This is a genomic window from Hungatella hominis, from assembly GCF_014288005.1.
In the GTDB taxonomy this organism is placed as follows: Bacteria; Bacillota; Clostridia; order Lachnospirales; family Lachnospiraceae; genus Hungatella; species Hungatella effluvii.
In genome coordinates, this window is the sequence record NZ_JACOPB010000007.1 from 271575 (window position 1) to 285611 (window position 14037).

A 14037-nucleotide genomic window follows, 5' to 3' on the forward strand; every position below is an offset into this window, starting at 1 on the left:
TCCTTTGGCCGCTTACGTGCGATACATGTCATCTCCACTTAGCGAGGTTTCTCACGAGCTTAGTGGAGTGGCTTTACCCCTGTGATCGCGGCTCACAGGTATAAGCCGCAAAAAGCTTTTGCACGCCGATCACGGGACGTGCAAAAGCTTCCGTTCTTCTATTTCTTAAATCTCTCCATAAACATCGGCATATAGATTCCCCCCTGGACGCTCCTGGCGATAAAGTGGCAGTATCGGCCGCTCACCGTATCGTACCAGTCGGAAAATGGAACCCGGCTCTCTGTGTCCCTTACATAGGCAGCCACCGGCGCGGTCAGCGCCTGAAACATCTCCTTGTCTCCCGCCATGGAAGCGCACCAGAGTATCCAGTCACTCTTCGTATAGCTGCTCCTGCTGTCCAGCGGAGTCCCATACTCCCCGCATTTTTCGACATACCATGCCAGGTCGCCGGATATAATATCACCGGAGAACAACGGATCACCGAAAAAGCGGTCCCAGACGAGATTGTATTTTAAGCTCCAGGAATCCGTGTCTCCGAACGTAAGCGCCGTGTGGCCTTTTCCACTGGCCGTTGTCTCCCAGACCGCAGCCATGGCAGCCGCCCGGCTCCGGTATCTCATCGACTCACTGTCCTCTCCCAGAAGCTCCAGGATTCTGGCGTATGCCTTGATTCCCATGATCGCCTTGACGGCCAGATTCGTATTATGAGCCAGATGGCCGGCAAAATCATCGGTACAGAGCTGTTCTCCCGGGTCCGCTCCGTAGGTGAGCAGATACTCCGTCCACGTCTTAAGAAGCCCCTGATACGGCTTTGCAAACTCCGCATTTTTGTCTATTTCACAGCAGGCAGCCGTCATGATCAGCATATTTCCGCATTCCTCTACGGGCATCTGAAACTTCAGATCGTAGACATCACACGGCGGATACTGGTAATAGGGCGGAAATACGGCTCCGTTGGCCTGAAGGTACTGCTTTCCCTTTTTCTCCGGATTCAGTCCGTAGACCTGTCCCCACGCATACGGATAGCGGCCCACATCATGCGGCGCGAAGTCATACTCCCACACGTCACAGGAGGCAAAGCGGAACACCGGCCGCAGCATCCCTTTTATGTAATCCGTGCTGTACATGAGGAACAGCGGCACTGACGGATAGCTGACATCGGCGGTACCGATGCATCCGTTGGAATCATTTTCCTTGGACAGAAAAATCAGATTTCCGTCCTCGTCCTCAATCAGCTTATGGGCCGCCACCGCCTGGCGGTAGCTGAGACAGCACAGGAGCTCATAGTCCTCTCCGCCCATCTCCCTTGCCCGCTCGGTCAGGCTGCGGTCCAGAGCCTCGCTCTTTTTCAGCACATCCTCCCGCTCATCAAGGCTGGCTCCGATGGCGTCGATAATCGTGGGATATTTCTTTGTCCAATAAGCCTTTCTCCACTGGCCGAAATAGTTGATGGAGACAAGGTCGTCGTAGGCCGCCACGATTCCGCCGCTCTCCGACTCCGTTCCCAGTTCGACGATTCCATCCAGCCGCTCCTTTTCGCTGTCATAAGCAAATCGGGCCTCCGGGCCACGGCCGGCCAGATATAAGTATCCCCAGTCAATGGTCGTGTGGTCTCCGCTGTGCCCCAGTGGGGTCTGGAATGCCTTTCCCATGACGCCATATCGGAATTTCTCTGTCTGCTGCACATCGCCGTTTACCGGTCCGTCCGTAAATTTCACAAGATCGGAGGAAAAGGCAAATACCACGCGGACGCCGGCCGGCTTCTTCCGGGAAACGGTGACATCAAGATACGTGCACGGACGCGATACCAGCAGCAGATCGTCAAGCAGCAGCGGGGAGGTAAACCGTACCTGCATGGTGATCCATTCATTTTCAAACTGATATTCCGTGGACGTCGGTGTGATGGACAGCCCGGTCTGGCCGATCGTCTGACTGAATTCCGGATCACCCATAAAACAGTAAGGCGTTCCGTCAATCACGACGTAACCGCGGACCGCCTGGCGTGCTCCGCTCCAGTGGGAGGTATCGCAGTTATTTAAATGGTCACCTCCCGACCAGATGCTGAAATATGGATCGTGTACAATCAGCGGTACACTCGCTGCTCTCTCTATTTTCATAATTAAAGTTCCCCTTTCGCTATATGGTTGCGGTATGTCTGATGATTCTGTCTTCTACCCAGTGGTCCCGGTAGTAGGTATTGCTCTCAAAACGGTCTCCGACCGCCTCCATTCTGGAATACATCTGCCTCTTTAAGTCCTCCAGCCGGCCGCGGTATTCCGGATCTCCGGCCAGATTATTCCTTTCATACGGATCATTCTCCAGATCGAATAAAAACTCCTGTTGGTCGGAGCGGTATACGGCATACTTATACCTCCGGGTCCTAAATGCCCTCCATTCCTGCCCGTCGCCCCAGGCCGCGGTAGGCCCGGTACACATCATAAGCGCGCCGTCGTCTCTGACCTCCTCTCCCTTTACCGCCATGCTGAAATCCTTTCCCTCCGCCCCCAAAGGAACGGGAAGGTCCATGAGCGACAGAAGGGTCGGCATAATATCCACCGTGTTCATGACACAGTCTCTCCTGACATGTTCCTCCAGATGTCCCGGCCACCGGATCAGCATCGGCACCCGGACTGCCTCCTCATAGAAAATATTCTTCGCCCTCCTGCCATGGGCCCCAAACAGCTCTCCGTGATCGGAGGTAAAGACGATGATGGAGTTCTCTTCCAGGCCAAGGCGGCTGACCGCCTCCTTCAGACGGCCGATGTTGTCATCTAAATTGGCAGTCATGGCATAGTATACCCTCATCCATTCAGGGAGGCACTTCCTCTCCTCTTCGCTTAAGCGGGCCCACTGGTCGGCGTGCGGATCGTTTTCCGGAAGGTAATTGGGCGGATAATCGAAATCCGTATGTGCAAACCGCCTTAAGCACTCCTCGGGCACATTATCCGGTTCCCACGGATCGTGGGGCGTGCCGATGGATAAAAACAGCGCAAAGGGGGAGTCCACACGGGCCAGCCGCTCCAGCTGCTCTATGGCCATGTCGGTCTGGGCGTCCGGCTCGTATTTGTCGTAGTAAATCTTTTCCGGACTGTCCAGATGATAGTAGGCCGTCCCCACGGAATACTCATGGCGGAAATTATAGGCTGCAAAATACCCGTTAAAGCCCAGCCGGTCCCTGCCCTTTGGAATATAGGAGTTTTTCGGATTGTAATGGTTGCCCAGCTCCGACGCATACATATGCCATTTTCCGATGTATGCGGTCTCATAGCCATTTTCATTTAACACGTCCGCAAAGGTGTGATGGTTCGGATTCATCCGGATCTCATTGATCACCATTCCCGTACTCGTCGTATATTTTCCCGTAAACAGTGAGGCGCGGTACGGCGCGCACACCGGATGGCCGCTGACCATCCGGCACATATCCGTGCTCTTCGCACACAGCGCGTCAATGTTAGGAGTCTGGGCTCTTAAGTCTCCTGCATAGCCCAGGCTGGAGTAACGAAGCTGATCTGCAAAAATGTATATCAGATTTGGCTTTTTACTTTCTCTGCTCATTGGAACCTCTTTCCTGTGTCATTTTTCAGTTCTGACTCTATTTTAACAGGATTTTTTATGGAATCCAGAACACTATTTTTACTACTTTCTCTACTATTTTGCTTCCTCCGGCGAACTGCTCTATTTCACTTCCTTCGCCATATAGGCATCGAGTCCATCCTGCTTTAACTGCAGCGCTTCGTCAATTCCCATTGACTTGATGGTCGCACGGAAATTATTGAAATTATCCAGCGGCTCCGCGCCCGTGATAAATTTAAGTGTCATCTCATCGATATAGGTATTGACCGGAGTCATAATTTCACCCAGTCTCTGCTGCTCATCCTCCTCCAGCTGGTATGGCGGAAGCTGAAGGCTGCTGTCGATCTTATCATCATCCGACCATTTCATACGGATTGCCAGAGCTCCCTCACTCTTTAAGAGGTTCGCATGGCACTCGACATCGGGGTAGTTGATCTTCGGCGCAAAATGTACCTTGTAAATAAAACTGGCTTCCTCTGTTCCAAACTTTGGATTGTTCAGCATGGTGTCGTTATACACCCGCTTGTCTCCCTGCCAATTCCAGTTGACACCTTCCACGCCCCAGTTGTAGAGATTGGCGCCCTCCTCCGTGTAGCCGTAATTTAAAAATTTCATGGCGGCTTCTACGTTCTGACAGTCCTTGCTGATGACCACCGTGGACTCGTGCTCCCGCGTTCTCGGCCATACATTGTATTCCTCCCAGTGGAGCTGCTGTCCCTCTTCCAGCCTGATATACGGAGCCGACACGACTTCAAAGCCCTGCCTCTCGCCGCGGTTAAAGGTGGCAACGGTTGGAGCAAGATAGGTACCGATCTGATCCGTGTCAAACAGCGTATTGGCCTCCGCGTCCTTGATGCTGCTGAAATCCTTGGAGATATAACCGCTTGAATACCACTTGTTAATCAGGGTCAGATAATCCTTAAATCCGTCCTCCAGAGGCGCACACTTGACGACGCCGTCTTTCTGGAAGAAGTTATTATCTTTATTGTAATAAACATCAAACAGACCTTCCAGCTGTACCTCATATCCAAACTTATCCAGGAGGTAAGGAGTCATTCCCTTCGCCTTGATCTTTTCAAACATGGCCTCGTAATCCGCCACCGTTTTCGGTATATCACAGTCCAGCTCGCTCAATAAGTCCTTCTTGAAGACCCATCTGCGGAAAGGCGGGTCGGCAACGGGCTTGCAGTTGTTGAAGCTCACGATATGGCCGTTGTTATCGGTGGACTCCCTGTAAAACTCTTCATTTTCCGTCAATACCTTATAGTAGTCCGGCGCATACTGAGGAACCAGCTCTGTCAGATCTTTAAACACCCCGTCTCTCATTCCCTGAAATTCACCGCCCGCATAACGATCCGCATAGGCGATGATATCGGGAAGCTTATCTCCCAGGAACAGCAGGTTAAATTCTTCCTGTTCCTGTCCGATCGCCGGATGGATAAACTCAATGTTGATCCCCAGACGTTTCATGGCCTCCTGATACGCCACATTGTCATTGTCACCGGTCACGTATTTTGACGCGCTGCTGCCAAATGGAACCCAGTAAGTCAGGGTAACCGGCTCACTGCTGTCCCCGTCTTTTCCCGCTTCCGTGGTCTCCGTACTCTTCGTCCCCTCTGTTCCTTCGTTTTTCGCTTTTTCAGTTGATGCCGCGGTACCTGCGCTCTGTGCATTTCCACATGCGGTAAGACCTAACAGAGCAGCCGCCAGTGTCAAACATACGATTTGTTTCTTTCTCATTTTGGATTACCTCCCAATCAATAATTTTAACTTTTTTACTCTTTTACAGACCCCATCATCACACCCGACATAAAGTATTTCTGCGCAAACGGATAGATAAACAGAATCGGGACCGTCGCAACCACAATCGTGGAATATTTTACGATTTCCTCCAGGAACATCGCATCCGTATCCATCATGCTGTTTCCGCCGGATGAATTGGCGATCAGAATCTCCCGCATGACAAGCTGCAGGGGAAATTTGCTCTTATCTCTCAGATAAATCATGGCATTAAACCAGGAACTCCAGTGCGCCACCGCATAGAACAGCACCATAACCGCCATCGTCGCCTTGGACAGCGGCAGGATGATCTTAAACAGAATCACGAAGTCGTTGGCGCCATCCAGCCTGGCGGACTCCTCAAGGCTGACCGGGATCGACTGAAATGACGTCTTCATAACGATTAAGTTCCATGTGGAAATGGCACCGGGAAGAACTAACGCCCAGATCGTATTATAAAGGCCCAGCCCCTTCACCAGCAGGAAATTCGGTATGAGTCCCGCATTAAAATACATGGTAAATACGATCAGCAGCGTGAGCGGCTGTTCCAGCATGAACCCTTTTCTGGACAGCGCATACGCCCCCAAAATGGTGAGAAACATGTTAATGGCCGTTCCCACCAGCACATACACAATTGTATTGAAGTAGCTCGGCAGTATATTGGGGTTCTCGATCACCACCCGGTACCCCTCCAGGGAGAATCCCAACGGCTTCAGGATCACCCCCGTGTGCCTCATCAGCTCGATGGGATCACTGAAGGACGCCATGACCACGTGCCACATGGGGTAAAGGCAGATCAGCCCCATGAGTCCCATCAGGACATATACCATAGAAATAAAGATTCTGTCTCCCGGAGATTTCTGTTTCTTCATTCCTCTCTCCTTTCCGGAAGCCCGCCCTACCACAGGCTTTCTCCTGTCGCTTTTCTGCTCAGACGATTCGCCAGCACGAGAATCAATAGGTTGACCGCCGAGTTAAACAGCCCCACCGCCGTACCATAGCTGTAATTGGTCAGTTCCAGGCCCTGGCGGTAAATATAGGTGGAAATAATATCCGCCGTGTCGTATGTAAGCGGGTTGTAAAGGAGAAATACCTTTTCAAACCCCATTGTCAGGATATTTCCGACTCTCATAATCAGCTGTACGATAATAATCGGCACCAGTCCGGGAAATGATACGTAAAGCATTCGCTGGAACCGGCTGGCCCCATCGATGGTGGCGGCCTCATATAAGCCGGGATCAATGGTGGAAAGAGTGGCCAGATAGATGATGCTTCCCCAGCCCGCCTCCTGCCAGATCCCACTTAAGACATACATCGGCCGGAACAGCTTTGCATTTGCCATCAGATTGCTTCGCTCTACACCGAAGAGGGCAAGGAAGTCATTAAAGATTCCATCCGAACGGCTGAACGTTAGGAGCAGGCTGCACATGACGACAAGCGATATGAAGTGAGGCATATAGCTGACCGTTTGCACCAGCTTCTTGTAGGGGCGGCACTGTATCTCATTAATAAGAAGCGCCAGGATAATCGGCACCGGAAAGGCCAGAATAATCTGCAGTATATTCAGAAGCAGCGTATTCCGGATCAGTCTCCACGCGTACGGCCCGGTAAAGAAATCAATAAAATACTTCATGCCTACCCATTTGCTCCCGGAAATTCCAAGCGCGGGCTTAAAATTCTGGAATGCAATGACGATTTTGCTCATGGGACCGTAGCAGAATACCGCATAGTAGATGACTACCGGAAGGAGCATCAGATAGATATAGCGGTATCGGATAAAGTCCTTTTTCAGCCTTACGGCAAATGCTTCCTCCTGCTTTCGTTTCTTTTCCCTCCTCATAATACTCCCCCTCTCATTTCCTGATCTCTCACGTTTCACTCCTCCTTTCTGCCCACAGTATAGAGGATTGCCTTCTTCCTTTCAATTTGTGATTCCGTTTCCATATGTAGCCCTGTACCAGCAAGGATATGTGCTTTTTAAGCAGTATGTCATATTCTCATCTTTTCCCTGTACTGTCCCGGCGTCACGCCCTCATATCCCTTAAACTTTCTGACAAAATTAGCAACATCGATATATCCGATCTCCGCCACGATCTCCTTGATCTGTTTATTGCTGTTCACCAGCAGTTCCCTGGCCCGGTCCATCCGGATCATGGTGACATACTGAATAAAAGAGCAGCCTGTCTCCTGCTTGAAAAACCGGCTGAGGTAATTGGAGGATACGCCGAATTCGTCTGCGACGCTCTCTAATCCCATGCTGCTGTCGCCGTAATGGCAGTTGACATAATCAAGTATTTCTGATTTGCGCTCATTGTTTCTGCTGTCCTTAAATTCGGCAAACTGGCGGCACATCTCGATCGTAAGGCCGGCCATCTTTTCGCGGAATTCCGGCAGACTCTTAAAGGTGATCAGCTTCTTTAAATCCACATTCTTCAGTTCAAAGCCCTTTAGCTGGTCCAGCGTCTTGATCGTAATATTGATGATATCGAAGCAGAGGCACTGTGTGATGACAAACGATTTCAGCGGTTCGATCTCCCCGATCATATTGTCCAGCGCCTTTAAAGCCGCCTCCTCGTTAGCCTGTTTCAGACACTGGATAAACAGGGCCTGTTCCAGAATGGGATACTGGATATTCTGTTCCTCGTAACCGATCTCCTCAAACAGAATTATCTTTTGATTTCCCAGCATATGGTAATCCGAAGCGATGGCCGCGGACTCCAAGAAAGAGCGGTTTATATCCATGACATCTTCGTAGATTCTTCCTATATAAAAGGGGATGGAAATCTCATAACGGGTCTCCAGTTCACGGCATAGGTGGTCCGCCACGGACAGACGGATATCCACATTTTTCTCACCCGCGGTCCGCTCCCCGCAGTTGACAATCACCGCGATTCCGTTGTCCTTCAGCATGTCGAGGCCGTAGACGTGGATAAATGGCTGCATAAAACCGGCCAGAACCGTCATAATACGAAGATTTTTATCTTCCTCGAAGCTGTCCTCCACGGGAATCGGAAGCAGGATCACGAAATTATAGCGGTAGCTTAAGTTAATATTCGCCGATTTCAGCGTCGCCTCCATTTCCTCCGAGGTCTTAAACTTGCCTTTTAGAATCCGCCTCAGACAGGAGGCCACCACCATGGGCCTCTGACGGTTTAAAAGTGCGCTCAGCTCTTCATTTTTATTTTGGACATCGGTCCATTTATTTGTGATGATCTCAAATTCATTAATTCCTTCCTGCTCCTGATCTGCCATGGTGTCCTGATCCACAATTTTCTGGACCAGCTTCTGAATCGGCTTGTAGTTGCTCCGTGACAGCACGAGGGATAGCAGAATTCCACCTATAAACAGGACGGCAATCAGGAAAATATACCAGGAGGCAAACTCACTGCCCGACTGATAGAATTTCTTACTGTCCGTGATCGACACCACTGACAGCCCGGAATTTGCCGAAATCTCCCTCATAATGATGAAGGAACCTCCATCCACCCGTTCTTCTACCAGCTTCCCTCCGGTTCTTCTGTACTTTATGGCCAGATTGTCAAGCGACTCCCGGCTTAACCCGGAACAGTTCTCCTGCCCGCATTGAAACAGCGTTAAATACCGTTCATTGAAAATATAGATGGCAGAATCCGCCGTATAATACGTTTTTATCAGCTCATTCAGAGAATCGGAGCCAAACCCAAAGCCAATCGTGGCAATCGGAATATTATTCATATACGGAATCGGGTACAGAAAATAAACGATGGACGATTCTTCCCCCGCCTGCTTCTCTTCCCCAATCTTGAGAGAACGGTCATCCTTAACCGAATTTATGGTTCCGAAAAACGAAGCCTCGTTTAAGTCTCCGTACTGGTTCATGTCCTTTTCAAATTCGGAGTAAGGAATCTTCCCATCCATTGTGTAAACAGATTTATCCCCTCTTAAATAGAGAATTGGCTTTACATCATTTTCCGTGTCCCCCACGATTTCCGAATATGTCATCAGCTGAGAGGCCACCAGGCCCTCATCGATCTCCGTCCGCTCGTATCTGACATCATTTAACTGGTCCTCTATCTCGCTTCCCGAGAAATGGTAAGCGGCGCTGTTCATCTTTTCTGTCACATAGTCCAGCTTCTGGAGTACCTGCGACAACATGGCCGAATTGGATTTCTCCAGTTCTTTCCTCTCCGTCATGCGGTTTCCATAATAAAAAAATGCCCCCAACACCAGAAGCGGAATCACCCCGATAAAAATATAGGAATAAAACAGTCTCTTTCTCCAGCTCATTTTTTTCATAGTTCCCCTCCTATCCCCCCACAGCCCAATATCAGGCCAACACCGATGGAATCATATGTTCAAGCATCTTCTCTTCCAGATGCGCTGCCTCTGCCTGATATTCCGGCCAGCTTACCCGGTTATCAAACTCATGAGGATCTTTCATCAAATCGATCAATTCTCTTTTCTTTCCATTTTGACGCTGCAAATGGATGTATTTTCTCAGGCCGTCGGTTTCATCGTAGGCACATATGATTTTTCCCCATAGCCCGTGATTGCCCAGCATCTCCCCGTGGTCTGCCGGAAACAGGATGACCGCGTTGTCTCCATATCTCTCCCTGACCGCGTCCTCTAAGCCAGAATGGCCGGAATCACATGTTCAATCATCTTTTCCCGAAGCGCCGCCAGGGCTTCCTGGTATTCGGGCAGTGCGATCCGGTTTTCAAACTCGTTCGGATCTTCCCGCAGATCCAGCAGCTCTCTTCCGTGTTCCCTGCCCTTCTGTACGTGGACATACTTATATCTCCCGTCCGTGACAGCCAGATACCCCTCTCCCTCCGCAAAGGTATAATCCCGTTCCCAATCCGGATCGCTGAGCGGTCTGCCGTCGCAGACCGGTATCACGGCCCCCGCCGCCTCCAGGCACGTCGGCAGGAAGTCCACGGAGTTCACGAGCCGCCGGTCCGCCGTCCCCGTCTTTTGGCCCGGGTACTTTACCAGAAGCGGAATATGCCACACCTCGTCGTACGCGCAGTTATGTTTTCCCCACAATCCATGATCTCCCAGCATCTCCCCGTGGTCAGTGGAAAACAGGATCAGGGCATTGTCCCCGTATTTCGCTTTGACGGCTTTTATAATCTCTCCGACCTGGTCGTCGATCAGCTTTACATTTCCGCAGTAGCTTCTTCTGAGCCGGTCCCAGTATTCATCGGTATAATTTTTGCACGCATGGCCGTCAGCATGGCCGCAGCCATCGATGTTGCTGTTTGGGCCTCCAAAGTAGCTGTCGTGATGAATACGGTCTTCCCCGTCCAGTTCTCCTTCCCGCTTAATAAGCGGCGGCAGCCCGGCCATGTCCACCTGACTCAAATACTCCTCCGGCGCATCGAAGGTATAATGGGGGCCGCTGAAGGATATCCAGGCAAACAGAGGCTTTTCCTCCTCATAGCTGTGAATATACTCCACCGCCTTTCTGCCGGTCCAGGCATCCGGATGCCAGTCTGCCGGTCCAGGGAACGGGAAGACCTTCCTGTAGTCCGGATTCCACACCGCATCCCGGTATGCTTTCAAATATCCGGCCTGATCCAGCTCTTTGCTGTAATCATCGCAGAACCAGACGGATACCTGTTTGTCATCCTCCAGTTTCAGATGATCGATCCCCAGACTCTCGTAATATGCTTTGAACTCCTCATACGGCAGAGTCCGGTCCGCCCGCGTCTCCGAGTAGGGAACCGGTGCAAAATGACATTTTCCAAACACGGAAGTGCGGTAGCCGCTTTCCCTCAGCGACTGGAACAGGTTGCTGATTCCCGTATCCAGCGCGCACTTGCGGAAATTGCTGTAGGCGCCGCTGTTGTGCGGATAACGGCCTGTAAGGATCGAGCATCTGGACGGCAGGCACCAGGGGCTGACGGTATAGCAGTTCTCATAGTTTGTGCCCTCTTCCGCCAGACTGTCGATATGCGGCGTGGTAATTGCTTTCCCTCCGTAACATCCCAACGTCTTCCGGTTCAGTTCATCACAGGTAATCATCACGATCGCCGGTCTGTCTTGTCTTTCGCTTTTCTCCATCTCTGCATTTTTTTCCATATCCATCGTTACCATTCCTCCAGTCATCTGACCAATTGTATTACTGTTATCTTAACAAGGAAGAATTGCGCTTACAATTTGTAACTCCCTGTCAATATGTAGGATGCCGGTCCGTGGATATGTAGTTTAATTTCAATATGTATTCTTTGTTCCCCGCCTCCTTTGCTGTTTTGTTCCTGCAGCAAGGGATTCACTGTCGGATATCTGTGCGGCAGCTCAGGATTCCAGGGATATGGGCTCCTTTTTAGCAAGACAATTTTAAGAATACCATACTATTATTTGAAAAAGTTATTTCAAATAAAATCTTTCCGTATTTTTCCTCTTTCCCCCATATCTTTCCGTTATCCACACTCTTCATTCCCTTTTTTACGTTTTCCACATACCAGTTCACACAATTTTCAGATATTAACAATTAATCCACAGACATTTCCACATTATTGTGGATAACTTTGTCCGCCATGTCGATAAGTGGCTGAAACATTTTTTTCCATCCTTTGCAACTTTTTACTTCTCTTTCACGTCTAATTCTCTGTAATAAAAAAAACATCATATGGAGGAATATTATGAAGAAGAAATTATTAATCATCGCAGCTGTCCTGGTATTCGCATTATCTGCGGCCGCATGCTCATCGAAAAAGGAAGCTGCTGCCCCGACTACATCTGCAAAGACGGAAACTTCCGCCAGCACAACCACCAGGGACGAATCCGGTGCTGCCGATTCCGGCTCCGATTCCACAGGAGATTCCCAGAACAGCGAAGGTACTGTAACCGGAGTTGTAGAGGAAAACAAAGGCTTTATGATTACCATTGTTGCGGAAGAAGGCGAGGAAGCGTACGTCTTCCCACTGGATGAAACACAGAGTGAAGAGTACAAAGATATCAAGTCAGGAGATAAAATAACCGTGAGCTATACCAACGGACTGCCCACCCCGGACAACCTCGATACCGTTGTCACCGATATTCAGCCTGCAAAATAAACGGATTTTCCAGAACAGAGTTAATGCTCCGCCAACCGGTTTTACTGCCGGAAGGGCGGAGCATTCGTTTTATTCCATGAAAAGTAAATTAATAACAGTCTTTCTCCCCGTCCTGTTAAAATCCGTAGTGACTTAATGGCCAAAAAGTATTATACTTAATTTATCATATCGAACGATACCTAAAGATCAATAAAAATGGAGAATCACAATGACTCATTCCCTTTATTACAAGTTTATTCTCGGCTACCTGGTATTCGGCCTTTTAGGTTTTGCCTCAATTGCCACCCTGTCTTCCCGAATGACGGAGCGCTACCTGATCCGCGAACAGGCTGATTCGCTGTACGATGAAGCCAATCAGATCGCCTCCACCTACAGCGGTATGTACCATGGAAAAGACATGGATCTGATCTCATCCTACCCTCAGCTGGTGGGATCCGCCCATTACCTTCACGCCCAGATCTGGATCATCGACCGCCAGGGAAAGATTGTGGTGGACAGCGACCAGTCAGAGCGGACCGGCCGGGTCATCGACCGCTTCGATCCCACGGCGGCCGGCAACAAGTCGTATACCATCGGCACATTCTATGACCAGTTCACCTATGATGTACTGAGTGTCCACGCCCCCATTACCGGGAATTACACGACTTACGGCTATGTGGTCATCCATATGCCGCTCTCTGTTCTGCAGAATACGAGAGATGGCATTTTGAATATTGTATACATTACACTCGCCGTGGTATTCGGCCTCTCCCTGATCATCCTTCTCGTCTTTACAAAGACGGTATACTTCCCGCTGAAAAAGATCACGGCGGGCGCCAACGAATACGCTCAGGGGAATTTAACGTACCACATTGATGTGAATACCAGAGACGAGATGGGATATTTAGCGGCCACCTTAAACTATATGTCGGATGAGCTGAACAAGATGGAGGAATACCAGAAGACGTTTATCGCCAATGTGTCTCATGATTTCCGCTCCCCGCTGACATCCATCAAAGGGTACTTGGAGGCCATTCTGGATGGCACCATCCCTCCTGAGATGTATGAAAAGTATTTAACACGGGTGATTACAGAGACCGAGCGGTTAAACAAGCTGACGCAGGGAATGCTGACGCTGAACACGCTGGACAGCAAGGGCTATTTAAACCGGACGAATTTCGACATCAACCGGGTAATCAAGGATACGGCGGCATCCTTTGAGGGAACGTGTGAGGAGAAGAATATCAACTTCGACCTGACCTTCTCCAACAATATTCAGATGGTTTACGCCGATCTCGGAAAGATTCAGCAGGTCATGTACAACCTGATCGACAATGCCATCAAATTCAGCCACCATGATTCCACCATCTACATCCAGGCTTCCGGGAAATACGAAAAGATCTTTATCTCCGTAAAGGACACCGGAATCGGTATCCCGAAGGACAGCATAAAGAAAATATGGGAACGTTTTTACAAATCTGATTTATCACGCGGAAAAGATAAGAAGGGAACCGGCCTTGGCCTGGCGATCGTAAAGGAGATCATCCAGTCTCACGGTGAAAACATTGATGTAGTCAGCACAGAGGGCGTTGGAACAGAATTTATATTCAGCCTTCCGAAATCTACTAATCTTTAATAAAACAGAAAAAAAGGAGGGCTGAATGAC

At 49.9% G+C, this 14037-nt stretch carries 10 protein-coding genes; 2 read left to right on the forward strand and 8 right to left on the reverse strand.

The genetic code is table 11. From position 1 onward, the window contains the following. Positions 1-158: 158 nt before the first annotated feature. The 8 genes from H8S75_RS17210 to H8S75_RS17245 all read right to left on the reverse strand — a co-directional run bounded on the left by H8S75_RS17210 (position 159) and on the right by H8S75_RS17245 (position 11421). Positions 159-2117 (reverse strand): glutaminase domain-containing protein, encoded by a 1959-nt coding sequence (locus tag H8S75_RS17210; protein ID WP_187022696.1) that lies wholly within the window; start codon positions 2115-2117, stop codon positions 159-161. A 19-nt stretch (positions 2118-2136) separates the two neighbouring features. Beyond that, positions 2137-3555: a sulfatase-like hydrolase/transferase gene (locus tag H8S75_RS17215; RefSeq protein ID WP_187022697.1), complete on the reverse strand. Its 1419-nt coding sequence runs from the start codon at positions 3553-3555 to the stop codon at positions 2137-2139. Between the two features lie 120 nt (positions 3556-3675). Next, a complete protein-coding gene (locus H8S75_RS17220) occupies positions 3676-5313 on the reverse strand; it encodes an extracellular solute-binding protein (RefSeq protein WP_187022698.1) in 1638 nt (545 codons plus the stop codon). Positions 5314-5348: 35 nt separating this feature from the next. Continuing rightward, complete coding sequence (locus H8S75_RS17225; protein WP_187022699.1) at positions 5349-6224, reverse strand: carbohydrate ABC transporter permease; 876 nt, start codon at positions 6222-6224, stop codon at positions 5349-5351. Between the two features lie 26 nt (positions 6225-6250). After that, positions 6251-7192 carry an ABC transporter permease gene (locus H8S75_RS17230; RefSeq protein ID WP_002601943.1) on the reverse strand — a complete coding sequence of 314 codons (942 nt, stop codon included), beginning with the start codon at positions 7190-7192 and terminating at the stop codon, positions 6251-6253. Between the two features lie 149 nt (positions 7193-7341). Continuing rightward, positions 7342-9627 (reverse strand): helix-turn-helix domain-containing protein, encoded by a 2286-nt coding sequence (locus tag H8S75_RS17235; RefSeq protein WP_187022700.1) that lies wholly within the window; start codon positions 9625-9627, stop codon positions 7342-7344. A 31-nt stretch (positions 9628-9658) separates the two neighbouring features. Beyond that, positions 9659-9892 (reverse strand): hypothetical protein, encoded by a 234-nt coding sequence (locus H8S75_RS17240; RefSeq protein WP_187022701.1) that lies wholly within the window; start codon positions 9890-9892, stop codon positions 9659-9661. A gap of 65 nt (positions 9893-9957) precedes the next feature. Then, positions 9958-11421, reverse strand: a complete 1464-nt coding sequence (locus H8S75_RS17245; protein ID WP_187022702.1) for a sulfatase family protein — start codon at positions 11419-11421, stop codon at positions 9958-9960. Positions 11422-11978: 557 nt separating this feature from the next. Here H8S75_RS17245 and H8S75_RS17250 point away from each other — a divergent pair. Further along, positions 11979-12392 (forward strand): entericidin EcnAB, encoded by a 414-nt coding sequence (locus H8S75_RS17250; RefSeq protein ID WP_187022703.1) that lies wholly within the window; start codon positions 11979-11981, stop codon positions 12390-12392. A 208-nt stretch (positions 12393-12600) separates the two neighbouring features. Beyond that, complete coding sequence (locus H8S75_RS17255) at positions 12601-14007, forward strand: sensor histidine kinase (protein ID WP_002601948.1); 1407 nt, start codon at positions 12601-12603, stop codon at positions 14005-14007. Positions 14008-14037: the final 30 nt, after the last annotated feature.

Excerpts from the sequence above, each read along its gene's own strand:
- H8S75_RS17230 (WP_002601943.1), bottom strand. The coding sequence starts at position 7,192 with ATGAGGAGGGAAAAGAAACGAAAGCAGGAGGAAGCATTTGCCGTAAGG.
- H8S75_RS17210 (WP_187022696.1), bottom strand. The coding sequence starts at position 2,117 with ATGAAAATAGAGAGAGCAGCGAGTGTACCGCTGATTGTACACGATCCA.
- H8S75_RS17245 (WP_187022702.1), bottom strand. The coding sequence starts at position 11,421 with ATGGATATGGAAAAAAATGCAGAGATGGAGAAAAGCGAAAGACAAGAC.
- H8S75_RS17240 (WP_187022701.1), bottom strand. The coding sequence starts at position 9,892 with ATGCTGGGCAATCACGGGCTATGGGGAAAAATCATATGTGCCTACGAT.
- H8S75_RS17220 (WP_187022698.1), bottom strand. The coding sequence starts at position 5,313 with ATGAGAAAGAAACAAATCGTATGTTTGACACTGGCGGCTGCTCTGTTA.
- H8S75_RS17235 (WP_187022700.1), bottom strand. The coding sequence starts at position 9,627 with ATGAAAAAAATGAGCTGGAGAAAGAGACTGTTTTATTCCTATATTTTT.
- H8S75_RS17250 (WP_187022703.1), top strand. The coding sequence starts at position 11,979 with ATGAAGAAGAAATTATTAATCATCGCAGCTGTCCTGGTATTCGCATTA.
- H8S75_RS17215 (WP_187022697.1), bottom strand. The coding sequence starts at position 3,555 with ATGAGCAGAGAAAGTAAAAAGCCAAATCTGATATACATTTTTGCAGAT.
- H8S75_RS17225 (WP_187022699.1), bottom strand. The coding sequence starts at position 6,224 with ATGAAGAAACAGAAATCTCCGGGAGACAGAATCTTTATTTCTATGGTA.
- H8S75_RS17255 (WP_002601948.1), top strand. The coding sequence starts at position 12,601 with ATGACTCATTCCCTTTATTACAAGTTTATTCTCGGCTACCTGGTATTC.